This window comes from Hydrogenophaga sedimenti, from assembly GCF_051857515.1.
Lineage (GTDB): Bacteria > Pseudomonadota > Gammaproteobacteria > Burkholderiales > Burkholderiaceae_C > Hydrogenophaga.
Genome location: NZ_JBPZHA010000005.1, coordinates 105,164 through 130,769, shown reverse-complemented (window position 1 = coordinate 130,769; position 25,606 = coordinate 105,164). Strand labels below are relative to the sequence as shown.

Below are 25,606 nucleotides of genomic sequence, written 5' to 3'. Positions count from 1 at the left end.
CGCCAGACAGGCTGCCCCGGGCCTTTTGAACTTCGGAGGATTCATGACCACTTTGATCGCGTTTGTCGTCGCCCTTGGCTTGCTGATTGCCGTGCACGAGTACGGGCACTACCGGGTGGCGGTGGCCTGTGGCATCAAGGTGCTGCGGTTTTCGGTCGGATTCGGCAAGCCCTTGCTGCGCTGGCAGAAGGCCGGTAGCCCCACGGAGTTCGTGCTCTGCGCGCTGCCGCTGGGAGGGTATGTGCGCATGCTCGACGAGCGGGAGGGGCCGATCGATCCGGCGGAGCGGCATCTGGCCTTCAATACCCAGCCGCTGCGGTCCCGGGCGATGGTGGTGGCGGCGGGGCCGCTGGCCAACCTGTTGCTGGCGGTCGTTCTGTATGCGGTGGTGAACTGGAGCGGGGTCGAAGAACCCAAGCCGGTCCTGGCGGCCCCGGTGGCGGGTTCGCTGGCCGAGCGCGCCGGCTTGTCGGGCGGGGAGTGGGTGCGTGAGGCGGCGGTTGGCGAGGACGACGCGGCGGCCGTGCGCTCCTTTGAAGACCTGCGCTGGCGCCTGACCCAGGCGGCGCTGTCGAACACCGACATGCGGTTGGCGGTGGCGCGGGAAGAGGGCGGCGCGACGCGCGAAATCACGCTGTCTCTGAGCGAGCTCGATGTCAAGGAGGCTGATGCGCGGCTGTTCCAGCGCATCGGCATCGTGTCGCCCTGGACCGAGCCGGTCATGGGTCAGATCGTGGCGGACGGCGCGGCTGCCGCCGCGGGCCTGCGAGAAGGTGATCGGGTGCTGCGCGTCGACGGCAGACCCGTGGTCGATGGTGCAGCGTTGCGCCAGCGGATCCGTGCGGGCGTGGACGCTGACGGCAAGGCGGTCGAGCAGGTGTGGGACATCGTGCGGGCCGGTCAGTCGCTGAGTCTGGCGGTGCTGCCCCGGCCGGAAAAAGCCGGCGAGGTCTGGATCGGTCGCATCGGGGCCTTCGTGGGCGCGGCACCGGCCATGACAACGGTTCGTTACGGTTTTCTCGAGGGCGCCTGGATGGGTGTGCAGCGCACCTGGGAGGTGTCCTGGCTGACGCTGAAGATGATGGGCCGCATGGTGGTCGGGGAGGCCTCGCTCAAGAACATCAGCGGCCCTCTGACGATTGCCGACTACGCGGGCAAATCCGCCGCCATGGGATTCACGCAATACCTCGTGTTCCTGGCCCTGATCAGCGTGAGTCTTGGCGTGCTCAATCTGCTGCCCTTGCCCGTCCTCGATGGAGGGCACCTGATGTATTATCTTTGGGAGGGTGTGACCGGCCGCGGCGTGTCCGACGTCTGGCTGGAGCGGCTGCAGCGAGGGGGAGTGGCTGTGCTGCTGGCCCTCATGTGCGTTGCCCTCTTCAACGATATCTCCCGTCTCGTGGGCTGAACGATCTCTCTCTTCATGAAACCAATTACCTCCGGCCTGCGTGGACTGAAGCTGTCCGCCGTTGCCTCTGCTCTCCTGATGGCGCTGCCTGCCTGGGCTGTCGACCCGTTCCTGCTCAAGGACATCCGTGTCGAAGGCCTGCAGCGTGTCGAGCCCGGGACCGTGTTTGCCTCGCTGCCGTTTCGCATCGGTGACCAGTACAACGACGACAAGGGCTCGACCGCGATCCGGGCGCTGTTTGGCCTGGGGCTGTTCTCCGATGTGCGTCTGCAGATCAATGGCGATGTGCTGGTGGTGATCGTCGAAGAGCGTCCGTCGGTCGCCGATGTCAGCTTCACCGGCATCAAGGAATTCGACGCCGACATCCTCAAGAAGGCCTTGCGCGAGGTGGGACTGGCCGAAGGCCGTCCGTTCGACAAGGCGCTCGCCGACCGCGCCGAGCAGGAACTCAAGCGCCAGTACATCAACAAGAGCATGTACGCGGCCCAGGTGGTGACCACGGTCACGCCGGGTGAGCGCAACCGCGTGAACCTCAATTTCAATGTGGTCGAAGGCGACGTCGCCAAGATCAAGGAAATCCGGATTGTCGGCAACAAAGCCTTCTCCGAATCCACCCTGCGTGACCTGTTCGACCTGGATACCGGCGGCTGGATGAGCTGGTACACCAAGGCCGACCGCTATTCGCGCGCCAAGCTCAACGCCGATCTGGAGACGCTGCGCTCCTACTACCTCTCGCGCGGTTATCTGGAGTTCAAGGTGGACTCGACGCAGGTGGCGATCTCGCCCGACAAGCGCGACATGTCGGTCACGGTCAACGTGAGCGAAGGCAGCCGCTTCGTGGTGTCCGGCATCTCGCTGGAGGGCGAATACCTCGGCAAGGAGCAGGAGTTCAAGTCGCTGGTGAGCATCAAGGCGGGCGAGGCCTACAACGCGGAGGAAGTCAGCCGCACCGTCAAGGCCTTCACCGACTATTTCGGCGCCTTTGGCTACGCGTTCGCCCAGGTCGAAGCGGTGCCGCTGGTCGACCGTGCCAACAACCGTGTCTCGTTTGCCCTGCGCGCACAGCCCTCGCGCCGGGTGTATGTGCGCCGCATCAACATCGAAGGCAACAACCGCACCCGCGACGAAATCATCCGCCGCGAGTTCCGGCAGCTGGAGTCGGCCTGGTACGACAGCGACCGCATCCGCCTCTCGCGCGACCGCATCGATCGCTTGGGCTTCTTCACCGAAGTCGGTGTGGAGACAGAGCCCGTGCCGGGCACCAACGACCAGGTGGATGTGACCGTGACGGTCGCCGAAAAGCCCACCGGCAACCTCTCCATCGGCGCTGGTTATTCGCAGGCCGACAAGCTTTCGTTCATCGCCAGCATCAAGCAGGAGAACGTGTTCGGTACCGGCAACTACCTCGGCCTGGACCTGAACACCAGCAAGTACAACCGCCAGTTCGTGCTGAGCACGACCAACCCGTACTTCACGCAGGACGGCATTTCCCGGACCTTCGACGTCTACTACAAGACCACGCGTCCGTACGATGCGCAGGGTGGTGACTACGAGATCGCCACGCCAGGGGTCGGTGTCCGCTTCGGCGTGCCGTTCACCGAGACCGACACGGTGTTCTTCGGCGTGGGCGCCGAACGGGTCAAGGTCACCGCCGGTGACAAGCTGCCCGAGGCCTATGCGGACCAGGGCGGGACCTATCTGCCGGCCACCATCGGCTGGGCACGCGACAACCGCGACAGCGCGCTGGTGCCGACCACCGGCCGGCTGCAGCGCATCAACTCCGAATTCGGCCTCGGCGGTGACCGCCGTTATGCCAAGCTGACTTACCAGTTTCAGCAATATCTCCCGATCACCCGCCAGTACACCTTCGCGTTCAACACCGAGCTGGGCGTTGGCAAGGGGTTGGGTGGCAAGCCGTTCCCGGTGCTGCGCAACTTCTATGGCGGCGGCCTCGGTTCGGTGCGTGGTTTCGAGCAGGGCACCCTCGGCCCGACCTCGCCGGTCACCGGATCGACCACGGGGGAAACCGTCAACGTCGGCGGTTCCCGCAACATCGTGCTCAATGCCGAGTTCATCGCGCCGTTCCCCGGTGCGGGCAATGACCGCACGCTGCGCTGGTTTGCCTTTGTCGATGCTGGCAATGTGTATGGCGAGTCCGAGAGCGTCGACCTGAGCAAGATGCGCTCGTCGGTGGGCATTGGCTTGAGCTGGATCTCCCCGGTCGGCCCTCTGCGTTTCGCTCTGGCGAACCCGGTGCGCAAGTTCTCGGGCGATAGAATCCAGAAATTCCAGTTTCAGATCGGAACCTCGTTTTGATGAAGACCCTCCAGCGCCGCAATCTCCGCCCTCTGTTTGTCCTGATGGCGGCTGCCTGCGTGAGCCTGTCGGCCATGGCCCAGGATTTCCGCATCGGTTTCGTGAACACCGAACGCGTGCTGCGCGAGGCCAACATGGCCAAGGCTTCGCAGGCCAAGCTGGAGCAGGAGTTTTCCCGCCGAGAAAAAGACCTGCAGGCCGTTGGCACCCAGCTCAAGGCCGCTTCAGACAAATTCGAGCGCGATGCACCCACGCTGCCTGAAGCGCAGCGCGTGGCCCGCCAGCGGCAGCTGGTCGACCAGGACCGCGACTTCCAGCGCAAGCAGCGGGAGTTCCAGGAGGACGTCACCATGCGCAAGAACGAAGAATTGCAACTGGTGCTCGACAAGGCCAACCGCGTCATCAAGCAGGTGGCCGAGGCCGAGAAATTCGACCTGATCCTTCAGGAAGCGGTGTACATCAATCCCAAGCACGACATCACCGACAAGGTGCTCAACGGCTTGAACAGCGCCAAGTAAGGTCCGGGGTCCATCGTGTCCCGGCCTCTCGGCGCCATCGTCGAAGCCCTGGGTGGGCAGTTGCTGGGCGACGCCCGGCTGTCCATTGAACGTCTTGCTCCGCTGGCCACCGCCGGTGGCCGTGAACTGTCGTTCGTCGCCCAGGCGCGTTACGCCAGTCAGATCCAGACCACCGCAGCCGGTGCGCTCATCGTGCCGCCTGCGCTGCAGGACGCTGCCAGCGTGCGTGGCGCCTGCATCGTCACCGACGACCCCTATCTCTATTTCGCACGCCTGACCCAGTGGTGGCGCGCGCAGCACGCCCCCGCAGATCCTCCGCGGATCGATCCGCTGGCGAGCATCCACTCCTCGGCGGTGATCGGAGCGAACGTGTCGGTGGCGGCATTTGCGGTGATCGGGGAGGGCGTCCACGTGGGTGCGGGTTCCCGCATCGGATCGCATTGCGTGCTGGGCAGGGATTCGTCGGTCGGCGTAGGCGCGCTGCTGTATGCGCATGTCACCATCGGCGAACGCTGTGTGGTCGGTCAGCGCTGCATTCTTCATCCGGGTGTGGTGATCGGTGCCGACGGTTTCGGCTTCGCGCCGCACCAGGGCGAGTGGGTCAAGATCGAGCAACTGGGTGCCGTGCGCATCGGTGACGACGTCGAGATCGGTGCCAACACCTGCATCGATCGTGGCGCACTCGATGACACGGTCATCGGCAACGGCGTCAAGCTCGACAACCTGATCCAGGTCGGCCACAACGTGCACATCGGCGATCACACGGCGATGGCCGGCTGTGTCGGCGTGGCAGGTACCGCCACCATCGGCGCGCATTGCACCGTCGGTGGCGGCGCGATCGTGCTGGGGCATCTGACGCTGGCCGACCGCGTGAACATCTCGGCCGCGACGGTGGTCACGCGCTCCATCCACAAGCCGGGGCTGTACACCGGCATGTTCCCCATCGACGACAATGCGTCCTGGGAAAAGAACGCCGTTTCGCTCAAGCAGCTCAACCGCCTGCGCGAGCGCGTGCGTGCCCTCGAACAACGCAACGACATCGACTCCAACAAGAATTGAGCCTCACCATGGACATCCACCAGATCCGCAAGCAACTGCCACACCGTTATCCGTTCCTGCTGGTGGACCGGGTGCTTGAGCTGGAAAAGGGCAAGCGCATCAAGGCGCTGAAGAACGTCACGATCAACGAGCCGTTTTTCGGTGGCCACTTTCCGAACCGCCCGGTGATGCCGGGTGTGCTGATGCTCGAAGCCATGGCACAGGCCGCGGCCCTGCTGGCGTTCGACACCGCTGGCGTGACGATGGACGACAACACGGTCTATTACTTCGCTGGCATCGATGGCGCCCGCTTCAAGCGTCCGGTCGAACCGGGCGACCAGCTGATCATGGACATCGAGCTGGACCGCGTGCGCGCCGGCATCTACAAGTTCAAGGGCGTGACCCGGGTGGGCAACGACGTGGTGTGCGAGGCCGAGCTGATGTGCACCATGCGCACGGTCTCCTGACCGGCCGGGAGCGCGTCATGACGCAGGTTCATGCCACCGCCCTGGTGGACCCAGCCGCCGAACTGGACAGCTCGGTATCGGTCGGGCCTTACACCGTCATCGGTCCCCATGTGAAGGTGGGCGCCGGCACCACGATCGGCGCGCACTGCGTGATCGAAGGCCGCACCACGATCGGCGCGCACAACCGCATCTTCCAGTTCAACTCGATCGGCGCGGTGCCGCAGGACAAGAAGTACGCGGGCGAGCCGACCGAACTGATCATCGGCGACCACAACACGATCCGCGAGTTCTGCACCTTCAACCTCGGCGTGCCGGGGGCGGGCGGCGTGACCACCGTGGGAAACCACAACTGGATCATGGCCTACACGCACATCGCGCACGATTGCCATGTGGCCAACCACACCACGCTGGCCAACAACACCACGCTGGCGGGACACGTGAACCTGGCCGACTGGGTGACGGTCGGTGGTTTGACCGGCATCCACCAGTTCGTTTCGGTCGGCGCCCACGCCATGGTCGGTTTTGCCAGCGCCGTCACGCAGGACGTGCCACCGTTCATGCTGGTGGACGGCAATCCGCTGGCGGTGCGCGGCTTCAATCAGGTGGGTCTGCGCCGCCGCGATTTCTCGCAGGCCCGCATCAGCGCTGTCAAGCAGATGCACAAGCTGCTCTACCGCCAGGGTCTGACGCTGGAGCAGGCCCGCGTGGGCATCGAGGCACTGGGCCAGGAAACGCCCGAATGCGCGGAGGACGTGGACATGATGATCCGCTTCCTCGCTGCCGCCACGCGTGGCATTGCCCGCTGACCGGACTGGCCTTCCCATGGACGCGACCCGCCGTTTTGTGCTGGTGGCCGGGGAGGCCTCGGGAGATCTGCTGGCCGAGCTGCTGCTGCAAGGACTCAAGGGACGTTGGCCTGGTCTGACGGCTGCCGGCATCGGTGGTCCTTCCATGGCACGCCAGGGGTTTGAGGTCTGGTGGCCCAGCGAGAAGCTGTCGGTGCGTGGTTATGTGGAAGTGCTGCCCAGGCTGCGCGAAATCCTCGCCATCCGAAAACAACTCAGGCAGCGCCTGGTGGGCGTGTCGCGCCCGGACCTGTTCATCGGTGTCGACGCGCCCGATTTCAACTTCGGCCTGGAAGCCGCGCTGAAGGCCGAAGGCATCCGCACGGTGCATTTCGTCTGCCCGTCGTTCTGGGCCTGGCGTCCGAAGAAGGTGCTGAAGCTGCGGGCCGCGGCCGATCACGTGCTCTGCATCTTTCCCTTCGAGCCCGAACTGCTGGCACGCCATGGCGTGGCCGCGACCTATGTCGGGCATCCGCTGGCGAACGTGATTCCGCTGGTGCCTGACCGTGTGGCCGCGCGGCGCGCACTGGGCCTCGACGAACACGGCGAAGTGGTCGCGATCCTGCCGGGCAGCCGCCGCTCCGAAGTGCAATATCTGGCGCGCCGCTTCTTCGACGCGGCGGTGCGCATGCGGGCCCAGCGACCCGGCCTGCGTTTTGTGGTGCCGGCGGTGCCAGCCTTGCGCGAGGCCATCGCCGGGCATGCGCGCGCGGCCGGGCTGGACGATGTGCTGATTCTCGACGGCCGTTCGCACGAGGCGCTGGCCGCGTGCGATGCGACCCTGATCGCGTCGGGCACGGCCACGCTGGAGGCCGCGCTGTTCAAGCGACCCATGGTGATCGCCTACAACATGCACTGGCTCTCATGGATCATCATGCGGCGCAAGCAGCTGCAACCCTGGGTCGGCCTGCCGAACATCCTGAGCCAGGAGTTCTTGGTGCCCGAGTTGCTGCAGGATGCCGCGACGCCGCAAGCCCTGGCCGACGCCACGCTGGCCTGGCTCGATGCACCGCAGCGCGTGCAGGCGCTGCAGGCCCGTTTCACCGACATGCACCACCTGCTGCAGCGCGACACCGCGCGACTGGCCACCGATGCGATCGAAAAAGTTCTTGAAGGCTGAGCAGGTGCCGCTGGCCTGGGACGTGCCGGGTCTGGTTGCCGGCGTCGACGAGGCCGGGCGCGGACCGCTGGCCGGGCCGGTGGTGGCCGCGGCCGTGATCCTGGACGACCACGCGCCGATCAAGGGGCTGGCCGACTCAAAGAAACTGACGGCGCTGCGCCGCGAGAAACTGTTCGACGAGATCCGTGCCAAGGCGCTGTGCTGCAGCGTGGCCCTGGCCACGGTGGAGGAGATCGACCGCCTCAACATCCTGCAGGCCACGATGCTGGCGATGCAGCGGGCGGTCAAGGGCCTGCGCCTGAAGCCGGCCAAGGTGCTGGTCGATGGCAACCGGCTGCCGGTGCTCGATGTGGTGGCCGAGGCGATCGTCTCGGGCGACGCGCTGGTGCCCGCGATTTCGGCCGCGTCCATTCTGGCCAAGGTTACGCGCGACCGGATGCTTGGTGAACTGCATCTGCAGCATCCCGGCTACGGGTTTGACCGCCACAAGGGTTACGGCACCGCCGAGCACCTGCGTGCCTTGCGCGAACTGGGGCCTTTGCCGGAGCACCGCCGCTCGTTCGCACCGGTGGCCCAACTGCTGCAGGAGCGAGGCGCATGAACCCTCCGTCGCTGATCACGTCGCGCGACAACCCGCTGCTCAAGCGCCTGCGCGTGCTGGCGCAGGACAGCACCGCCTACCGCAAGCAGGGGCAGGTCTGGCTGGAAGGCGACCATCTCTGCCGCGCCCTGCTGGCCCGCGGGCATCGCCCGGCCACGGCCGTGTTCAGCGAGCCATACTGGCCGGTCGCGCCGCACGCCTTGCGCGATGCCTGCGAGCACCGGGTGCTGATCCCCGAGGCCTTGATGGCGGGGATCAGCGGTCTGGAGTCGCCGGCGGGCGTGGGCTTCGCGTGGGACCTGCCCGCAGCGGTGGGGCCGCAACTGGGGCTGGCGGCTGTGGTGCTCGACCGCCTGCAGGATGCGGGCAATGTGGGGTCCATCCTGCGCAGCGCAGCGGCCATGGGCTTTGCCCAGGTGCTGGCGCTCAAGGGCACGGCCGCGCTGTGGTCGCCCAAGGTGCTGCGCGCCGGCATGGGCGCGCATTTCGCGCTGCATCTGGTGGAAGGACTCGCTCCCGAGGACCTTGGCGATCTGGGCGTGCCGATGCTGGTGACCAGCTCCCACCGCGGCGATTTCCTGCACCAGGCCGCGTTGCCCTGGCCCTGTGCCTGGGTGCTGGGCCACGAAGGGCAGGGCGTTGGTGCCGCGCTGGAGGCCATGGCCAGCCAGTCGGTGCGCATCGTCCAGCCCGGCGGCGAAGAGTCGCTGAACGTGGCGGCCGCCGCGGCGATCTGCCTGCACGCCAGCGCCGCTGCGCGCTGAATGCCCCGGCTACCCGGGTCCTGCGCAAAAACAGTGTTCAGACAGGCCCCTGTCAGGGTGATCGGAGAGGGTGAGCGGCTATAATTCCGGGGTTTACCCGCAATCGACGCATCCCACCGCGTCCGCCCCGGCCTCCTGCCCAGGTCCCCCGTCCTTTCCCCCCTTGTCGCGCCCCGGTGCGGCCCTGCGGGAGCGGGCGCGAATCTCCTCGGTCTGTGTCCCATGGCGGCAGTGGGAGTGTCCGAATCACCTCTGGAGAAAACCGTGCTTCCCGTCCATCCGAAAGCCCTACTAGCGCTCGCCGACGGCACGGTCTTTACAGGGATTTCCATCGGCGCCACCGGTCAGACGACCGGCGAGGTGGTGTTCAACACCTCGATCACCGGCTACCAGGAAATCCTCACCGATCCGAGCTACTGCCAGCAAATCGTCACCCTCACGTACCCGCACATCGGCAACACCGGTGTGAACCGTGAGGACGTGGAGGCTGACCGCATCCATGCGGCCGGCCTGATCATCAAAGACCTGCCCCTTCTGGCGTCCAACTTCCGCAGCGAAGAGACCCTGTCCCAATACCTGCAGCGTGAAGGCACGGTGGCCATCGCCGACCTCGACACCCGCGCGCTGACCCGCCTGCTGCGCACCAAGGGTGCACAGAACGGCTGCATCGTGGCCCTGCCGGCTGGCCAGGCCATCACCGATGCCCACCGCGTGCAGGCCGTTGCCGCGGCACAGGCCGCACCCAGCATGGCGGGCCAGGATCTGGCCAAGGTCGTCTCGGCCACCGCCGCCTACCCCTGGACCCAGTCCGAGTGGGTGCTGGGCAGCGGCTACGGCGAGCAGGCCGCACCGAAGTTCCACGTTGTGGCCTACGACTTCGGCGTCAAGAAAAACATCCTGCGCATGCTGGCCGAGCGCGGCTGCAAGGTCACCGTGGTGCCCGCGCAGACGCCGGCCGCCGAGGTGCTCAAGCACCAGCCCGATGGCATCTTCCTGTCCAACGGCCCCGGCGACCCGGAGCCCTGCGACTACGCGATCGCCGCCGCCCGGGAACTGATCGAGACCGGCACGCCGACGTTCGGCATCTGCCTGGGGCACCAGATCATGGCGCTGGCCTCGGGTGCCAAGACCTTCAAGATGAAGTTCGGCCACCACGGCGCCAACCACCCGGTCAAGGACCTGGACAGCGGCCGCGTCTCCATCACCAGCCAGAACCACGGTTTTGCGGTGGACGAGAAGACCCTGCCGGCCAACCTGCGCCCCACGCACGTGAGCCTGTTCGACGGCACGCTGCAGGGCCTGGCCCGCACCGACAAGCCGGCCTTCTGCTTCCAGGGCCACCCGGAAGCCTCGCCCGGTCCCCACGACATCGGTTACCTGTTCGACCGTTTCGTGGGCCTGATGGAACAAGCCAAGGTCTGACATGAAGCTCTTCAGTTTCCCGGTCTTCGCCATCGAGAAAGCCATTGCCAAGCGCATGCTGGTGCTCGAATCGCCCCACAAGGAGTGGTTCGCCCAGCGCTGGGCCCAGAAGCCCTACCGCAAGGCCTTCATCGAGAACAAGGCCTCGCCGCTGGTGACCCTGATCGCCAAGGGCAAGACCTGGGACGACGAGACCTTCAACACCGAGATGGCCGCCTGGGACGCTTTGTTCTACCCGGCCGAAGTCGAGGTGCTCAAGCCCATCATCGAAGGCGACGGCCTGCTGCAGCTGATGCAGAAAAACGTGCCCGCCGAGCGCATCCAGGCGCTGCTGAACAAACTGGAAACCCAGCGCCAGGCCTGAGTCCGGCGCAAAGACACACACGCGAACCCATGCCCAAAAGAACAGACATCCAGACCGTCCTCATCATCGGCGCCGGCCCGATCATCATCGGCCAGGCCTGTGAGTTCGACTACTCCGGCGTGCAGGCCTGCAAGGCGCTGCGCGAAGAGGGCTACAAGGTGGTGCTGATCAACAGCAACCCCGCCACCATCATGACCGACCCGGCGACGGCCGATGTGACCTACATCGAGCCCATCACCTGGCAGACGGTCGAGAAGATCATCGCCAAGGAGCGTCCGCTGACCGCTGGCGGTTTCGCCATCCTGCCGACCATGGGCGGCCAGACCGCGCTGAACTGCGCGCTGGACCTGTGGCGCAATGGCGTGCTCGACAAGTACAAGGTCGAGCTGATCGGTGCCACGCCCGAAGCCATCGACAAGGCCGAAGACCGCCTGAAGTTCAAGGACGCCATGACCAAGATCGGTCTGGGCTCCGCGCGCTCGGGCATCGCCCACAGCATGGAAGAGGCCTGGACCGTCCAGAAGATGACCGGCTTCCCGACCGTGATCCGCCCCAGCTTCACGCTGGGCGGCACCGGCGGCGGCATCGCCTACAACCCGGAAGAGTTCGAGACCATCTGCAAGCGCGGCCTGGAAGCCTCGCCGACCAACGAGCTGCTGATCGAAGAGTCGCTGCTCGGCTGGAAAGAGTACGAGATGGAAGTGGTGCGCGACAAGGCGGACAACTGCATCATCGTCTGCTCGATCGAGAACCTGGACCCGATGGGCGTGCACACCGGCGACTCGATCACCGTGGCGCCGGCCCAGACGCTGACCGACAAGGAATACCAGATCCTGCGCAACGCCTCGCTGGCCGTGCTGCGCGAGATCGGTGTGGACACCGGCGGCTCCAACGTGCAGTTCTCCATCAACCCGGCCGACGGCCGCATGGTGGTGATCGAGATGAATCCGCGTGTGTCGCGTTCGTCGGCCCTGGCCTCCAAGGCCACCGGTTTCCCGATCGCCAAGGTCGCAGCCAAGCTGGCCGTGGGCTACACGCTGGACGAGCTGCGCAACGAAATCACCGGCGGCGCGACGCCCGCGTCGTTCGAGCCCTCGATCGACTACGTGGTCACCAAGATCCCGCGTTTCGCCTTCGAGAAGTTCCCGACCGCCGACAGCCGCCTGACGACACAGATGAAGTCGGTGGGCGAGGTGATGGCCATGGGCCGCACCTTCCAGGAGTCGTTCCAGAAGGCCCTGCGCGGTCTGGAAGTCGGCGTCGACGGCATGAACGAAAAGACCCAGGATCGCGAGATCCTGGAACGTGAACTGGGCGAGCCCGGCCCCGAGCGCATCTGGTACGTGGGCGATGCCTTTGCCGCCGGCTGGACGCTGGACGAGGTGCACCACTTCACCAAGATCGACAAGTGGTTCCTGATCCAGATCGAAGAGATCGTGAAGATCGAACTGCAGCTGGAGAAGACCAGCCTGGACGCGATCGACGCCGACACGCTGCGTGGCCTGAAGAAGAAGGGCTTCTCGGACCGCCGTCTCGCCAAGCTGCTGCAGACCACCGACACCGCCGTGCGCGAGCGCCGCAAGCAGTTCAACGTGCGCCCGGTCTACAAGCGCGTGGACACCTGCGCCGCCGAATTCGCCACCGACACCGCCTACCTGTACTCGACCTACGAAGGTCACGGTGACGGCGAGTGCGAAGCCGAGCCGACCAACAACAAGAAGATCATGGTGCTCGGCGGCGGTCCCAACCGCATCGGCCAGGGCATCGAGTTCGACTACTGCTGCGTGCACGCCGCGCTGGCCATGCGCGAAGACGGGTACGAGACCATCATGGTCAACTGCAACCCGGAAACCGTGTCGACCGACTACGACACCAGCGACCGCCTGTACTTCGAGCCGCTGACGCTGGAAGACGTGCTGGAAATCGTCGACAAGGAAAAGCCGGTCGGCGTGATCGTGCAGTACGGCGGCCAGACGCCGCTCAAGCTCGCGCTCGGCCTGGAAGCCAACGGCGTGCCCATCATCGGCACCACGCCCGACATGATCGACGCGGCCGAAGACCGTGAGCGCTTCCAGAAGCTGCTGCACGACCTGGGTCTGCGCCAGCCGCCCAACGCCACCGCCCGCGCCGAACCCGAAGCGCTGGAAAAAGCCTCGGCCCTGGGCTACCCGCTGGTGGTGCGCCCCAGCTATGTGCTGGGCGGACGCGCGATGGAAATCGTGCACGAGCAGCGCGACCTCGAACGCTACATGCGCGAAGCCGTCAAGGTGAGCAACGATTCGCCGGTGCTGCTGGACCGCTTCCTGAACGACGCCATCGAGTGCGACGTCGACGCGGTGCGCGACGCCTCGGGCCGCGTCTTCATCGGCGGCGTGATGGAACACATCGAACAGGCCGGCGTGCACTCGGGCGACTCCGCCTGCTCGCTGCCGCCGTACTACCTCTCCAAGGCCACGGTCGACGAGCTCAAGCGCCAGACCGCGGCCATGGCCGAAGGCCTGTCGGTGGTCGGCCTGATGAACGTGCAGTTCGCGATCCAGGAAGTCGATGGCAAGGACGTGATCTACGTGCTCGAAGTGAACCCGCGCGCCTCGCGCACGGTGCCCTTCGTCTCCAAGGCCACGGGCATCCAGCTGGCCAAGGTGGCGGCGCGCTGCATGGCCGGCCAGACGCTGGACCAGCAGGGCATCGGCGCGGAAGTGAGCCCGCCGTACTTCAGCGTCAAGGAAGCCGTGTTCCCGTTCGTGAAGTTCCCGGGCGTCGACACCATCCTCGGCCCCGAGATGAAGTCGACCGGCGAGGTCATGGGTGTGGGCAAGACCTTCGGCGAAGCCTTCGTCAAGAGCCAGCTGGGTGCCGGCACCAAGCTGCCGACCTCGGGCAGGGTGTTCCTCACGGTCAAGAACGGCGACAAGCCGCGCGCCGTGGCCGTGGCCCGCGAGCTGCACGGCATGGGCTTCGAGCTGGTCGCCACCCGTGGCACCGCGGCCGCGATCTCGGCCGCCGGTGTGCCGGTGACCACCGTGAACAAGGTGACCGAAGGCCGTCCGCACATCGTGGACATGATCAAGAACGGCGAGATCGCCCTGGTCATCAACACGGTCGAAGAGCGCCGCAATGCGATCGCCGATTCGCGCCAGATCCGCACCTCGGCCCTGCTGGCCCGTGTGACCACCTTCACGACCATCTCGGGCGCCGAAGCGGCGGTCGAAGGCATGAAGCACATGAACAGCCTGGGCGTGATCTCGGTGCAGGAAATGCATGCGCAGCTGACGGCCTGATCCGCGTTAGTCCTCTTGTCCCCGGCGGGCATGGTCGCTAGATTGCGGCCATGCCCGCTGTGCTTTCAGCCCCTGCCACCAGCCTGCGCGAATGGACGACCGCACAGGCGCGCGTGCCCGAGCGCCTGGATTACTGGGTGGGCGCGATCTGCGAGGCGTTTCTGGAAATGGACTGCAGTTCGCGGGCCGCGGAATGTTTTGACGGGCAGCTGACCCATCTGCCGCTGCAGCGGCTGGCGGTGAACCAGGTCCGGGCATCGACCCAGGACGTGTACCGCACGCCGGCCGGCATCGCGCGCAGCCGCTCCCAGCCGTTCTACCTGATCACCCAGACCGAACACGCCTGGCATGTGCGACAGGGCGGGCACACCTTGCACCTGAGGCCGGGCGACGCGGTGCTGGTCGACGCCGCGCAGCCCTATGAGCTGCATTTTCCGCAGTCGGTGGGCTGCCTGTCGGTGCAGATGCCGCGCAGCTGGGTGGGCGAGTGGCTGCGCACCGTCGACCTGGCACATGCGCGGGTGGCGCACCGGGAGCAGGGCTGGGGCGCGATGCTGTCGGCGCTCTGCCTGCAACTGGGACGGCAGCCGGCGCTGGCGCTGCAGATGGCGCCCGACTGGCTGGAGTCGCAGTTCGGCGCCTTGCTGACCGCGGCGCTGGAGCCGGCGTCTGCGGACCGATCGCCGAGGCCACACCAGACGTTGCACCAGAAGGCGCAGGAGCGCATGCGCGAACGGCTGGACCAGCCGGGCTGGCGCTCGGCCGATCTGGCGGCCGAGCTGGGCGTGTCGCTGCGCACACTGCACCGCGCGTTCACCGGCGCTGGTGAAACGGTGGCCGGCCGCTGGCGCCAGCTGCGAATGGAGCATGCGCGGGCGCTGCTGTTGCAACCGAGGCTGACGGGTCTGGCGATGTCGGACATCGGCCTGCGCTGCGGCTACACCGACGCTTCCCACTTCGCCCGCGACTTCCAGCGTGCCTTCGGCCAGACGCCGCTGCGCTGGGTGCGCTCGCAGCGCGGCGGCTGAGCCGCCGTGCCGTCGGCAGCCCTGGCGCATTCCGGCCAGACCGCTGGCGCGAACCGGCGATTCTTCTCACCGATGGCCTTCTAGATTGGCGGGTGTGCGGCCGATGGCCGCCATCTTGCAACCCCATCCCTAGGAGACATTCATGGCCGATACCTATGTTCTGGTCCACGGCGCCTGGCACACCGGCGAGCTGATGGAACCCGTGGCGCAGCACCTGCGCGCCAAAGGACACACCGTCCACTGCCCGACGCTGGCGGGCAACCGCCCCGGCGACGACCGCCGCACGACCGGGCTGGCCGACGCCGCCGCGTCCCTGGTCGACTACCTTGACCAGCACGACCTGAAGGACGTGCGCCTGATGGGGCACAGCTACGGCGGCATGGTGATCAGCCACGCTGCCGACCAGGTGGGCCACCGCATCCGGCGCCTGATCTACTGGAACGCCTTCGTTCCGCTGGACGGCGAGAGCCTCAACGACCTGGTGCCGCCGCACTACGTGGCGCTGTTCGACGGCATCGCCGCCGCGAACCACGGCGCGGTGATGCTGCCGTACCCGATCTGGCGCGAGGCCTTCATCAACGACGCCGACGCGGCCCTGGCCGAAAAGGCGTTTGGCCTGCTCAACCCGCACCCCAACAAGACCTTCACCGACAAGGCGAAGCTCTCGATGCCGCTGGCGGCGATGACCATGGGCAAGAGCTACATCAACTGCCAGCAGGACACGGCGCTGCCGCACAGCCTGCCCTGGCACCCACGCCTGTCGGAAAAGCTGGGCCTGTTCCGGCTGGTCGAATGCGCCGGCAGCCACGAGCTGTGTTTCACCGACCCGAAGCGGCTGGCGGACGCGATCGAGCTGGCCGGCCGGGACTGAGCGCCAGGGGCGTTTCCCCGGTCTTTTCGGCCGGGGTTTCGAGGCATAATCCGGGCCAATGGCCGCCGACCGGAAACGTTCGGCGGTTTGCTTTTTGCCGATCCCGGAGTTCGAAGATGACCTATCCCATCACCAAGCGCGGCGCTGAAATGCTCAAGACCGAGCTGCACAAGCTCAAGACCGTCGAACGTCCTGCGGTGATCCAGGCGATCGCCGAAGCGCGGGCGCAGGGTGACCTGAGCGAAAACGCCGACTACGACGCCGCCAAGGAACGCCAGGGCTTCATCGAGGGCCGCATCGCCGAGGTCGAAGGCAAGCTCTCGGCCGCGCAGGTGATCGACCCGTCGACGCTGGATGCGGGTGGCCGCGTGGTGTTCGGCTCCACGGTCGACCTGTCCGACGAAGACAGCGGCAACGAGGTGACCTACCAGATCGTGGGCGAAGACGAGGCCGATCTCAAGCTGGGCCTGGTCAACTTCAGCAGCCCGATTGCGCGCGCGCTGATCGGCAAGGAAGAGGGCGACACCGCCGAGGTGCAGGCACCGGGCGGCACGCGCCGCTTTGAAATCGTGGCCGTGCGCTACATCTGATCCGGTCGACATGCCGTTGCGCCGCCTGCCGGTCTTCATCGCTGCCCTCTGGTGGGGCGGCATTTCGGGCATGAGCTTCGTGGCGGTGCCGACCATCTTTGCGACTCTGGGCAACCCGGCGGTCGCTGGCCCTGTGGCGGCGCGCATCTTTTCCTTGCAATGCTGGGCCGGCATGGCGCTGGGTGCCTTGCTGATGCTGGTGCTGCGCCGACAACGCGCTTCGCTGCCGGCCGACGCTTCGCCGCAGACGGTGGCGCTCCTGCGTGGCCTGCTGGTCACGATGGTGCTGGTCGCCCTCGCGGTCTTGCTGGCGATGCTGCAGGAGTTCGGCGTGGCGCAGAAGATCGTGAGCGCCCGCGCCACCGGCGGCAACCTGCGGATCTGGCACAGCCTCGGGACCGTGCTGGTGCTGGGGCAGTGGCTGTGCGCTGGCGCCGTGCTGTGGCGCCTGATCGGCCGCGCCGGACGGCCATGAGCGCCTGGCGCTCACTCCCAGCGATGCCGGAGCGGGTGCCGGCCCGGTGGGTGCATGCGATCCTGTTGCTGCTCGGTGCCTTGCTGGTGGCCCGCCTGATCGGCCTGACCTGGCTGATGTCGGTCAATGTGCCGTTCTCCGACCAGTGGGCGGTGCTGCGTTCGCTCGAGGATGGGTTCCAGTGGAGCGATGTCCTGACCGCGTTCCGCTGGCAGCACGGTCCGCACCGGCAGGGCCTGAGCTTTGCGTTCATGCTGCCGGCCTACCACTTCAGCCACTGGAGCGTGCGGCTCGACAGCCTGGTGATGGTGGCCGAGCAACTGCTGGCGGGCCTGCTGGTGCTGCGCCTGCGCCGGCAACTGCTGCCCGGGCCCTGGAGCCTGTGGGACGCGATCCTGCTGCTGGTGTTCTGGGGTGTCTGCACCTTCGAGACCATGACGGTGGCGCCCAACGCCTCGCACAGCATCTTTCCCCTGCTGCTGCTGGTGTCGCTGGCCAATGTCTGGCTCTGGCCGCTGGGGCTGGCGCGGCTGGCGGCGCTGTCGGTGCTGATCCTGGGCCTGACCTTCACCGGCTTCGGCATCACGGCGATCCCGGCCGTGGTGGTGGTCCTGCTGCTGCAGGTCTGGCGCGGGGAAGGCGCCGGTCGCTGGCACGCGGCGGTGTTGCTGGCCGCCTGCGCGGTGTCGCTGGGCCTGTTCCTGCGGGACTACCACTTCGTGGTCGCGGCCGACGGCTTCGAGGCGATGCGGCCCAATCCGCTGGACTACCTGCACTTCATGGTGGCGATGTTCAGCCACTTCACGCTGATGCTGCACCGCGCGCCGCGCTGGCTGCTGTATCCGGTGGGCGCGCTGGTGGTGGGCGCGCTGGTGGTCGGGGCCTTGCGTTCGCTCAAGGCGCTGACGGCGTCCGGAGCGCAGGCCCAGGCACCTGCCGACCGCCGCCTGTTCGAGGTCTGCCTGATCCTGATCGGTTGCAGTCTTGCGTTTGCGCTGCTGACCGCCTACGGTCGTGTGCAACTGGGCGTGGCGGCGGCGACCGCCTCGCGCTACACGGCGCTGATGATGCCGGGTGTGGCGGCGGTCGTGCTGCTGCTCATGCGGTTCCGGCAGCGCATGGCGCCGGTGCTGCTCATCGTGCTGCTGCTGTTTACGGTGCGCGTCGTGCCGGAAACCCGGCAGGCCTGGCTGCAGTCGCGTTACTACGCGTTGATGAAGCTGTGCTGGCTGGAACACTACCGCCCGGCGCGCGACTTCGACGCCGCCAATGAGCGGGTCAAGGCGCTGGACGGTTTCAAGACCTTCCAGGAGGTCTGGATGGGTGAGCCGGGCACCTGGCAGATGCTGGCCGAACAGGGCTCGGGGCCGTTCGCGGCCGGTGGCGCCGAGGCGCCGTTCCTGAAGGTATACCCGCGACCCTGCGAGGTGCTGCAGGCGCCCTGAGCGCCCGCGACCCGCTGACGGGGCTTCGCGTCAGCCGCGCTGGCGCTCGGCCGATTCCAGCGTGTTGACCATCAGCATGGTGATGGTCATGGGGCCGACACCGCCGGGCACCGGTGTGATGTAGCTGGCGACTTCCCTGACGCCGGCGAAGTCGACGTCGCCGCAGAGCTTGCCTTCGTCGTTGCGGTTCATGCCCACGTCCAGCACCACCGCGCCAGGCTTGACCATGTCGGCCGTCAGCACATTGCGCTTGCCCACGGCGGCGACGATCACGTCGGCCTGCAGGGTCATGGCCTTGAGGTCCTTGGTGCCGCTGTGGCAGATGGTCACGGTGGCGTTCTGCTGCAGCAGCATCATGGCCATGGGCTTGCCCACGATGTTGCTGCGGCCGATCACGACCGCGTGCTTGCCCTTGAGGTCGTAGCCGATGCTCTCCAGCATCTTCATGCAGCCATACGGCGTGCAGGGCCAGAAGCCGGGCAGGCCGGTCATCAGAGCGCCAGCACTGGCGATGTGGAAGCCGTCCACGTCCTTCTCTGGCGAGATGGCCTCGATCACGCGCTGGGCGTTCATGTGCGGCGGCAGCGGCAGCTGCACCAGGATGCCGTGGATGCTGGCGTCCTTGTTCAGCGCGTCCACACGGGCCAGCAGCTCGGATTCGGTCATGGTGGCCGGCCAGGTTTCCAGCACCGAATGCATGCCGGTGTCTTCGCAGGCCTTGACCTTGTTGCGCACGTAGACCTGCGAAGCCTGGTTGTCGCCGACCAGGATCACCGCCAGACCGGGCGTGATGCCCCGGGCCTTGAGCGCGGTCACGCGGGCCGCCACGTCGGCGCGCAGTTGTTTGGAGAGGGCGTTGCCGTCGATCAGTTGGGCGGTCATGGCGGTGCGGGCGGTGGATGAAAACGGAAACGCCCGCCGGTGTCGGCGGGCGTCAGGGGAAGGGTGTGTGGGTTCAGGCCTTGGCGGGTGTCTGTCCCAGGGCGATCTTGAGCAGGTCGGCCACGGTGTTGGCGCCCAGCTTTTCCATGATGTTGGCGCGGTGCGCTTCCACCGTCTTGATGCTGATGCCCAGATCGTCGGCGATCTGCTTGTTCAGGCGGCCGGCGACGATGCGTTCGAGCACCTGCGCCTCGCGGCCCGTGAGCTTGGAGAGCAGGGCGTCGCGGCTGGCGGCCTGCTGGTGAGTGGCGAACGCTTCCTTGGCGGTCTCCAGCATGCGCTCGACCAGCAGCACCAGCTGGTCTTCCTTGAACGGTTTCTGGATGAAGTCCAGCGCACCCTTTTTCATCGATTCGACCGCCATCGGCACGTCGCCGTGGCCGGTGATGAAGACGATGGGCAGGGGGGATTGGCGCTCGATCAGCTTTTCCTGCAGTTCCATGCCGCTCATGCCACCCATGCGGATGTCGGCGATCAGGCAGGCCACCTCGCGGGCGTCGTAGCGGCTGAGGAAAGCCTCGGCGGATTCAAAGCACCGCACCCGGTAGTCTTTGCCCTCGAGCAGCCATTGCAGGGAATCGCGCACGGCTTCGTCGTCATCGACGACATAGACGGTGCCTTTTTTGGGAATCAAACTCATCTCGCTCTTTCCATGTCCGTCAACGGCGTCGCGGTGGAAGCTACCTGTTCGGCCTCCGGTTTCAGGCGCGAATGCACCGGGATCCAGAAGGAGAAGCAGCAGCCCACCACTTCATCCCCATTGTAGATGTTCTGCACCTGCATCCGGCCGTGGTGCGACTCGACGATGCTGCGGCACAGCTTGAGGCCGATGCCCATGCCTTCGCTCTTGGTGCTGTAGAAGGCTTCGTAGATGCGCTCGATCATTTCGGCGGGCACGCCGTTGCCCGAATCGCGCACCGAGAACTCGACCACTTCCTGATCGTCCAGCCGGCGCGGCCCGACACGCAGTTCGATGTAGCGCTCGCCCGGCGGACGGCCGGCCTGTGCGATCGCTTCACCCGCGTTCTTGAGCAGGTTGATCAGCACCTGCTCGATCAGGATCGGGTCGACCATCAGGCTGGGCAGGCGCGCGGCGACATAGGGCGAGAGGCGCACCTGCTGGCGCCGCAGTTCGATGTCGGCCAGCTCGATCGCATTGCTCACCATCTGCGCCACGTCGGACGGCATCGGATTGGGCTCGCTGCGTTTCACGAAGGCGCGGATGCGCTGGATGATCTGGCCCGCGCGCTGTGCCTGCTTGGCCGTCTTCTCCAGCGCCGCCAGCATGTCGTCTTCGCTGATGCGCTGTTCCTTCAGGCGCGAGATCATGCCGTTGCAGTAGTTGCTGATCGCGGTCAGCGGCTGGTTGAGCTCGTGCGCCACGCTGGAGGCCATCTCGCCCATGGTGATCAGGCGGCTGGCGGTCTGGGCGCGCTCGGCCTGGCGGGCGGCCTGCTCTTCGGCGTTGCGCCGCGGCGTGATGTCGCTGGCGATCACCATCTGGGCCAGGCGGCCGTCGACCCAGGTCAGGTAGCGGGTGCGGACTTCGAGCCAGCGGTCCAGCTCTTCGACGAACACCTCGGCGTTTTCCGAGCCGGCGTCGGTCAGTGTGTCGGTGGGCATGCCGGCAAACGCGTCGACCGCATCGCCGTTGTCCGGGGCCGGCGTGGGCTGGGTGCCGGTGAGGTCGACCAGCTGCCGGTGGCCCTGGCCGCGGGTGCCGAACCAGAGCCGGTACATCTTGTTGGCGAACAGCATCTCGTCGCTGCCCAGCGGCGCGACCGACACCGCGGAGTCCAGCGACTCCAGCACGGTGGTGAAGCGTTCGTACGAGGCCGAGAGTTCCTCTCGGATGCGCTTGGGCTCCGTGATGTCGGTCATCGAGGTCATCCAGCCGGTCTGGTGGCCCTTGGGGTCGATCAGCGGCGAGACGTACATGCGCGCGTCGAAGATGCTGCCGTCGCGCCGCCGCACCCGGACCTCGAAGCCGCCCGGCGTCGAGCGGCCGCTGATCTCGTCGTCCAGCCGTGCCGCGAGCTGGTCGTGGTCGTCGTCGGGCCAGTAGGGGAAGGGCGCGGTGCGGCCGACCAATTCGCTTTCGGTCCAGCCAGTCATCGAGCAGAAGGCCGGGTTCACGTAGGTGATGCGGCCCTGCATGTCCAGTGCCCGCATGCCGGTGAGCATGGAGTTCTCCATGGCACGGCGGAAGTTGGTCTCGGACACCAACGCCTGCTGGGTCTGCACGCGTTTGCGTGTGTGTCGCCAGGTGCCCAGCAGCATCCAGACCGTGAGCGCCGACAGCGCACCGATGACCCAGAAGAAGCCGTTGCCGACGATGTCCTGCGAGGTGCGGTAGCCCTGCGCCTTCAGGATCAGGCCATTGCCGACCGGCGACACCGGCACTTCGTGCTCCAGCGCCTGCGCCGACCAGGGCAGCAGCCGCAGCACCGAACTGGGCGACTGCAGGTTGCCGGCCAGCACGCGCCCGCGATCGTCGAGCAGGGCGACGGCGTAGCGCGACATGACTTCCGGCGGCAGGCCGAAGCGCATCAGCCCGTCGACCGAGTATTCGCCCATGACCGTGCCGGCGAAGCGCCCCTGTTCGGTCAGCGGTACCTGGATCAGCAGCGTGGCCAGGCGTGGTTCCTCACCCAGCGGGCGCGAATAGACCGGTTGGCGCAGGTCGCGCGCCAGCTCGAACGAGCCGTCGGTGTCGCTGGTCGTGAGCGTGCTGCCCTGCGCGCGTTGCAGCGTGGCCGGCGCGCTGGGCGATGCGTTGCTGGCCTGCACCGTGCGGCGTGCATCGACCCAGCTGATGGCCTGCAGTTCGGGGAACTGGCTGATCAGGGTCTCGGCCTGGAAGGCGAACTCCTCTGTGTTGATTTCCTTGTTGTCCACCTCGCGCGCCAGGCGCATGAGCTGCTCCTGCCGCTCCAGCAACCGCAGGCGCAGGCGCTGCTGCGCGTACTCGACGTCGCGCGTCACCGCTTCCTGTTCACGGTCCAGCTCTTCGTAGCGCAGGTAGGTGATGGCCACCACGATGGCGGCGAGAAACAGCAGGACGGAGAGCAGCGGCGCCAGGGTGACAAAACGGTCCTGGCGCGACGGCGGCAGTCGGCGCCACCAGCGTCGCCAGCGGGCCAGCGGAGAGCTGCCGGTCTCGTGCGCGGCCTGTGGTTCGGGTGCGGGATTCATGGTTTCGAGTGTACGGCTGGCCCCCGGAAAAACCGGTTTGCGGACCGTCCCGGGCGCGTCAAATGCTACAGAAATGATATCTCAATAGTTCACAATATAAAAAGTGAAAGCACATATTGAAATCTGCTCCGTTGTGTGGAAAAATCCGGGACACTGCGAAAGCTGCTTCGCAGACCGATTTCACCCTTAGGAGACAAACATGTCAGCGTCAGACGCTCTCAATGGCCGCGGTGCCGGCGATATCGATGCCCAGGAAACCCGCGAATGGATGGAAGCGCTGGCCGCTGTCATCGAAAAAGAGGGCCCGGAACGCGCCCACTTCCTGCTCGAACAACTGCTCGAAGAAGCCCGCCAGAACAGCATCGACATGCCGTTCTCGGCCAACACCGGCTACGTCAACACCATCGAGTCGACCGAAGAGGCCCGCTGCCCCGGCAACATCGAGATCGAAGAGCGCCTGCGCGCCTACATGCGCTGGAACGCCATGGCCATGGTCGTCAAGGCCAACCGCCACAACCCCGAAGACGGTGGTGACCTGGGCGGTCACATCGGCTCCTTCGCTTCGCTGGCCCACATGTTCGGCGCCGGCTTCAACCACTTCTGGCACGCCGAATCCGAAAACCACGGCGGCGACTGCCTCTACATCCAGGGCCACGTGTCGCCCGGCGTCTACGCCCGCGCCTACCTGGAAGGCCGCCTGACCGAAGAGCAGCTGCTGAACTTCCGCCAGGAAGTGGACGGCAAGGGCCTGTCGAGCTACCCGCACCCCAAGCTGATGCCCGAGTTCTGGCAGTTCCCGACCGTCTCGATGGGCCTGGGCCCGCTGATGGCGATCTACCAGGCGCGTTTCCTGAAGTACCTGCACGCCCGTGGCATCGCCAACACCGAGAACCGCAAGGTCTGGGTGTTCTGCGGCGACGGCGAGATGGACGAGGTCGAGTCGCTGGGCGCCATCAGCCTGGCCGCGCGCGAGAACCTCGACAACCTGATCTTCGTGGTGAACTGCAACCTGCAGCGCCTGGACGGCCCGGTGCGCGGCAACGGCAAGATCATCCAGGAGCTCGAAGGCGAGTTCCGCGGCTCCGGCTGGAACGTGATCAAGCTGCTGTGGGGCTCCAACTGGGACCCGCTGCTGGCGCGCGACAAGGACGGCGCCCTGCGCAAGATCATGATGGAGACGCTGGACGGCGACTACCAGGCCTTCAAGGCCAACGACGGCGCCTACGTGCGCAAGCACTTCTTCGGCCGCGATCCGAAGGCGCTGGAACTGGTCGCCCACATGAGCGACGACGACATCTGGAACCTGCGCCGCGGTGGCCACGACCCGCAGAAGGTCTATGCCGCCTACCACCAGGCCGTCAACACCAAGGGCCAGCCGACCGTTCTGCTGATCAAGACGGTCAAGGGCTTCGGCATGGGCAAGGCCGGTGAAGGCAAGAACACCGTGCACCAGACCAAGAAGCTGACCGACGAAGACATCAAGATCTTCCGCGACCGCTTCAACCTGCCGATCCCGGACAGCGAGCTGCCCAAGATCCCGTTCTACAAGCCGGCCGACGACACGCCGGAAATGCAGTACCTGCACGAGCGCCGCAAGGCTCTGGGCGGCTATCTGCCCAAGCGCCGCGTGAAGGCCGACGAGAGCTTCACCGTGCCCGCGCTGGAGACCTTCAAGGCCGTGCTGGAACCCACCGCCGAAGGCCGTGAGATCTCCACCACGCAAGCCTATGTGCGCTTCCTGACGCAGTTGCTGCGCGACCAGGCCCTGGGCCCGCGCGTGGTGCCCATCCTGGTGGACGAGGCCCGCACCTTCGGCATGGAAGGCCTGTTCCGCCAGGTCGGCATCTACAACCCCGCAGGTCAGCAGTACACCCCGGTCGACAAGGACCAGGTCATGTACTACAAGGAAGACAAGGCGGGCCAGATCCTGCAGGAAGGCATCAACGAAGCCGGCGGCATGAGCAGCTGGATCGCGGCGGCCACCTCTTACAGCACGAGCAACCGCATCATGGTGCCGTTCTACGTGTACTACTCGATGTTCGGCTTCCAGCGCATCGGCGACTTGGCCTGGGCGGCGGGTGACATGCAGGCGCGCGGCTTCCTGCTGGGCGGCACCTCGGGTCGCACGACCCTGAACGGCGAAGGCCTGCAGCACGAAGACGGCCACAGCCACATCCTGGCCGGCACGATCCCGAACTGCATCAGCTACGACCCGACCTTCGCGCACGAAGTCGGCGTGATCCTGCACCACGGCCTCAAGCGCATGGTGGAGAAGCAGGACAACGTCTATTTCTACCTGACGCTGCTGAACGAAAACTACGCCATGCCGGGCCTGACCGCCGGCACCGAAGAGCAGATCATCAAGGGCATGTACCTGTGCAAGCCGGGCGCCGAAGGCGACAAGCGCGTGCAGCTGCTGGGCTCCGGCACCATCCTGCGCGAGTCGATCGCTGCGCAGGCCCTGCTGGCGACCGACTGGGGCGTGCAGGCCGACGTGTGGAGCTGCCCGAGCTTCAACGAACTGACCCGCGACGGCCAGGACGCCGAGCGCTTCAACATGCTGCACCCGACCGAGCCGCAGCGCACGTCCTTCGTGGCGCAGCAGCTGGAAAAGCACGCCGGCCCGGTGATCGCTTCCACCGACTACATGAAGAACTACGCCGAGCAGATCCGTCCCTTCATCCCCAAGGGCCGCTCGTACAAGGTGCTGGGCACCGACGGCTTCGGCCGCAGCGACTTCCGCAGCAAGCTGCGCGAGCACTTCGAGATCAACCGCCACTACATCGTGGTCGCGGCCCTGCGCTCGCTGGCCGACGAAGGCAAGCTGCCGCTGGCCAAGGTCGCCGAAGCGATCAAGAAGTACGGCATCAAGACCGACAAAGTGAACCCCCTGTACGCCTGATCAACCGGAGACAA

At 66.4% G+C, this 25,606-nt stretch carries 21 protein-coding genes; 18 read left to right on the top strand and 3 right to left on the bottom strand.

Translation table 11 applies throughout. From position 1 onward, the window contains the following. The first annotated feature begins 43 nt into the window (after positions 1–43). From rseP to ACS5NL_RS09925, 17 genes are all read left to right on the top strand, one after another. The gene (rseP, locus tag ACS5NL_RS10005; protein WP_439353606.1) at positions 44–1,408 is read left to right on the top strand and encodes an RIP metalloprotease RseP; all 1,365 of its coding nucleotides are present in this window, start codon (positions 44–46) and stop codon (positions 1,406–1,408) included. 15 nt (positions 1,409–1,423) lie between these two features. Continuing rightward, entirely contained in the window at positions 1,424–3,724 is a 2,301-nt protein-coding gene (bamA, locus tag ACS5NL_RS10000) for an outer membrane protein assembly factor BamA (RefSeq protein ID WP_439353604.1), read from the top strand. After that, positions 3,724–4,242 carry an OmpH/Skp family outer membrane protein gene (locus ACS5NL_RS09995; protein ID WP_439353602.1) on the top strand — a complete coding sequence of 173 codons (519 nt, stop codon included), beginning with the start codon at positions 3,724–3,726 and terminating at the stop codon, positions 4,240–4,242. The genes bamA and ACS5NL_RS09995 overlap by 1 nt, the downstream gene beginning before the upstream one ends. A 15-nt stretch (positions 4,243–4,257) precedes the next feature. Then, complete coding sequence (gene lpxD, locus ACS5NL_RS09990; RefSeq protein ID WP_439353601.1) at positions 4,258–5,301, top strand: UDP-3-O-(3-hydroxymyristoyl)glucosamine N-acyltransferase; 1,044 nt, start codon at positions 4,258–4,260, stop codon at positions 5,299–5,301. Between the two features lie 8 nt (positions 5,302–5,309). Next, the gene (gene fabZ, locus ACS5NL_RS09985; RefSeq protein WP_439353600.1) at positions 5,310–5,747 is read left to right on the top strand and encodes a 3-hydroxyacyl-ACP dehydratase FabZ; all 438 of its coding nucleotides are present in this window, start codon (positions 5,310–5,312) and stop codon (positions 5,745–5,747) included. A 17-nt stretch (positions 5,748–5,764) separates the two neighbouring features. Further along, positions 5,765–6,553, top strand: coding sequence for an acyl-ACP--UDP-N-acetylglucosamine O-acyltransferase (lpxA, locus tag ACS5NL_RS09980; RefSeq protein WP_439353599.1), 789 nt, complete (start codon positions 5,765–5,767; stop codon positions 6,551–6,553). A 16-nt stretch (positions 6,554–6,569) separates the two neighbouring features. After that, a complete protein-coding gene (gene lpxB, locus ACS5NL_RS09975) occupies positions 6,570–7,712 on the top strand; it encodes a lipid-A-disaccharide synthase (protein WP_439353598.1) in 1,143 nt (380 codons plus the stop codon). After that, positions 7,684–8,313, top strand: a complete 630-nt coding sequence (gene rnhB / locus ACS5NL_RS09970; protein ID WP_439353596.1) for a ribonuclease HII — start codon at positions 7,684–7,686, stop codon at positions 8,311–8,313. Before lpxB ends, rnhB begins: the two co-directional genes overlap by 29 nt. Continuing rightward, entirely contained in the window at positions 8,310–9,077 is a 768-nt protein-coding gene (locus ACS5NL_RS09965) for a TrmH family RNA methyltransferase (protein ID WP_439353595.1), read from the top strand. The genes rnhB and ACS5NL_RS09965 overlap by 4 nt, the downstream gene beginning before the upstream one ends. Positions 9,078–9,341: 264 nt before the next feature. Continuing rightward, positions 9,342–10,499 (top strand): glutamine-hydrolyzing carbamoyl-phosphate synthase small subunit, encoded by a 1,158-nt coding sequence (gene carA, locus ACS5NL_RS09960; RefSeq protein ID WP_439353593.1) that lies wholly within the window; start codon positions 9,342–9,344, stop codon positions 10,497–10,499. Between the two features lies 1 nt (position 10,500). Further along, positions 10,501–10,863, top strand: a complete 363-nt coding sequence (locus tag ACS5NL_RS09955; protein ID WP_439353592.1) for a hypothetical protein — start codon at positions 10,501–10,503, stop codon at positions 10,861–10,863. A gap of 29 nt (positions 10,864–10,892) precedes the next feature. Next, positions 10,893–14,144, top strand: coding sequence for a carbamoyl-phosphate synthase large subunit (carB, locus tag ACS5NL_RS09950; RefSeq protein WP_439353590.1), 3,252 nt, complete (start codon positions 10,893–10,895; stop codon positions 14,142–14,144). Between the two features lie 50 nt (positions 14,145–14,194). After that, complete coding sequence (locus ACS5NL_RS09945) at positions 14,195–15,172, top strand: helix-turn-helix domain-containing protein (protein ID WP_439353588.1); 978 nt, start codon at positions 14,195–14,197, stop codon at positions 15,170–15,172. A gap of 142 nt (positions 15,173–15,314) precedes the next feature. Next, the gene (locus ACS5NL_RS09940; protein ID WP_439353586.1) at positions 15,315–16,043 is read left to right on the top strand and encodes an alpha/beta fold hydrolase; all 729 of its coding nucleotides are present in this window, start codon (positions 15,315–15,317) and stop codon (positions 16,041–16,043) included. 116 nt (positions 16,044–16,159) lie between these two features. Further along, a complete protein-coding gene (greA, locus tag ACS5NL_RS09935; protein ID WP_439353584.1) occupies positions 16,160–16,633 on the top strand; it encodes a transcription elongation factor GreA in 474 nt (157 codons plus the stop codon). A 10-nt stretch (positions 16,634–16,643) separates the two neighbouring features. Further along, positions 16,644–17,108 (top strand): DUF4149 domain-containing protein, encoded by a 465-nt coding sequence (locus ACS5NL_RS09930; protein WP_439353583.1) that lies wholly within the window; start codon positions 16,644–16,646, stop codon positions 17,106–17,108. Then, entirely contained in the window at positions 17,105–18,553 is a 1,449-nt protein-coding gene (locus ACS5NL_RS09925; protein ID WP_439353581.1) for a hypothetical protein, read from the top strand. The genes ACS5NL_RS09930 and ACS5NL_RS09925 overlap by 4 nt, the downstream gene beginning before the upstream one ends. A gap of 30 nt (positions 18,554–18,583) precedes the next feature. On the opposite strand, the gene folD is transcribed toward ACS5NL_RS09925, so the two are convergent. The 3 genes from folD to ACS5NL_RS09910 all read right to left on the bottom strand — a co-directional run bounded on the left by folD (position 18,584) and on the right by ACS5NL_RS09910 (position 22,690). After that, positions 18,584–19,435, bottom strand: coding sequence for a bifunctional methylenetetrahydrofolate dehydrogenase/methenyltetrahydrofolate cyclohydrolase FolD (folD, locus tag ACS5NL_RS09920; RefSeq protein WP_439353580.1), 852 nt, complete (start codon positions 19,433–19,435; stop codon positions 18,584–18,586). 73 nt (positions 19,436–19,508) lie between these two features. Next, positions 19,509–20,135 (bottom strand): response regulator transcription factor, encoded by a 627-nt coding sequence (locus tag ACS5NL_RS09915; protein WP_411364254.1) that lies wholly within the window; start codon positions 20,133–20,135, stop codon positions 19,509–19,511. After that, a complete protein-coding gene (locus ACS5NL_RS09910) occupies positions 20,132–22,690 on the bottom strand; it encodes a PAS domain-containing sensor histidine kinase (RefSeq protein ID WP_439353578.1) in 2,559 nt (852 codons plus the stop codon). The genes ACS5NL_RS09915 and ACS5NL_RS09910 overlap by 4 nt, the downstream gene beginning before the upstream one ends. Positions 22,691–22,889: 199 nt before the next feature. Here ACS5NL_RS09910 and aceE point away from each other — a divergent pair, with 199 nt between their 5' ends. Beyond that, entirely contained in the window at positions 22,890–25,592 is a 2,703-nt protein-coding gene (gene aceE, locus ACS5NL_RS09905; protein ID WP_439353576.1) for a pyruvate dehydrogenase (acetyl-transferring), homodimeric type, read from the top strand. The last annotated feature ends 14 nt before the right edge of the window (positions 25,593–25,606 follow it).

Coding starts and splice junctions, on each gene's coding strand:
- greA (WP_439353584.1), top strand. CDS start 16,160: ATGACCTATCCCATCACCAAGCGCGGCGCTGAAATGCTCAAGACCGAG.
- ACS5NL_RS09945 (WP_439353588.1), top strand. CDS start 14,195: ATGCCCGCTGTGCTTTCAGCCCCTGCCACCAGCCTGCGCGAATGGACG.
- ACS5NL_RS09995 (WP_439353602.1), top strand. CDS start 3,724: ATGAAGACCCTCCAGCGCCGCAATCTCCGCCCTCTGTTTGTCCTGATG.
- ACS5NL_RS09915 (WP_411364254.1), bottom strand. CDS start 20,135: ATGAGTTTGATTCCCAAAAAAGGCACCGTCTATGTCGTCGATGACGAC.
- bamA (WP_439353604.1), top strand. CDS start 1,424: ATGAAACCAATTACCTCCGGCCTGCGTGGACTGAAGCTGTCCGCCGTT.
- rnhB (WP_439353596.1), top strand. CDS start 7,684: ATGCGATCGAAAAAGTTCTTGAAGGCTGAGCAGGTGCCGCTGGCCTGG.
- ACS5NL_RS09940 (WP_439353586.1), top strand. CDS start 15,315: ATGGCCGATACCTATGTTCTGGTCCACGGCGCCTGGCACACCGGCGAG.
- folD (WP_439353580.1), bottom strand. CDS start 19,435: ATGACCGCCCAACTGATCGACGGCAACGCCCTCTCCAAACAACTGCGC.
- ACS5NL_RS09930 (WP_439353583.1), top strand. CDS start 16,644: ATGCCGTTGCGCCGCCTGCCGGTCTTCATCGCTGCCCTCTGGTGGGGC.
- aceE (WP_439353576.1), top strand. CDS start 22,890: ATGTCAGCGTCAGACGCTCTCAATGGCCGCGGTGCCGGCGATATCGAT.
- ACS5NL_RS09965 (WP_439353595.1), top strand. CDS start 8,310: ATGAACCCTCCGTCGCTGATCACGTCGCGCGACAACCCGCTGCTCAAG.
- lpxB (WP_439353598.1), top strand. CDS start 6,570: ATGGACGCGACCCGCCGTTTTGTGCTGGTGGCCGGGGAGGCCTCGGGA.
- lpxA (WP_439353599.1), top strand. CDS start 5,765: ATGACGCAGGTTCATGCCACCGCCCTGGTGGACCCAGCCGCCGAACTG.
- fabZ (WP_439353600.1), top strand. CDS start 5,310: ATGGACATCCACCAGATCCGCAAGCAACTGCCACACCGTTATCCGTTC.
- ACS5NL_RS09925 (WP_439353581.1), top strand. CDS start 17,105: ATGAGCGCCTGGCGCTCACTCCCAGCGATGCCGGAGCGGGTGCCGGCC.
- ACS5NL_RS09955 (WP_439353592.1), top strand. CDS start 10,501: ATGAAGCTCTTCAGTTTCCCGGTCTTCGCCATCGAGAAAGCCATTGCC.
- carB (WP_439353590.1), top strand. CDS start 10,893: ATGCCCAAAAGAACAGACATCCAGACCGTCCTCATCATCGGCGCCGGC.
- ACS5NL_RS09910 (WP_439353578.1), bottom strand. CDS start 22,690: ATGAATCCCGCACCCGAACCACAGGCCGCGCACGAGACCGGCAGCTCT.
- rseP (WP_439353606.1), top strand. CDS start 44: ATGACCACTTTGATCGCGTTTGTCGTCGCCCTTGGCTTGCTGATTGCC.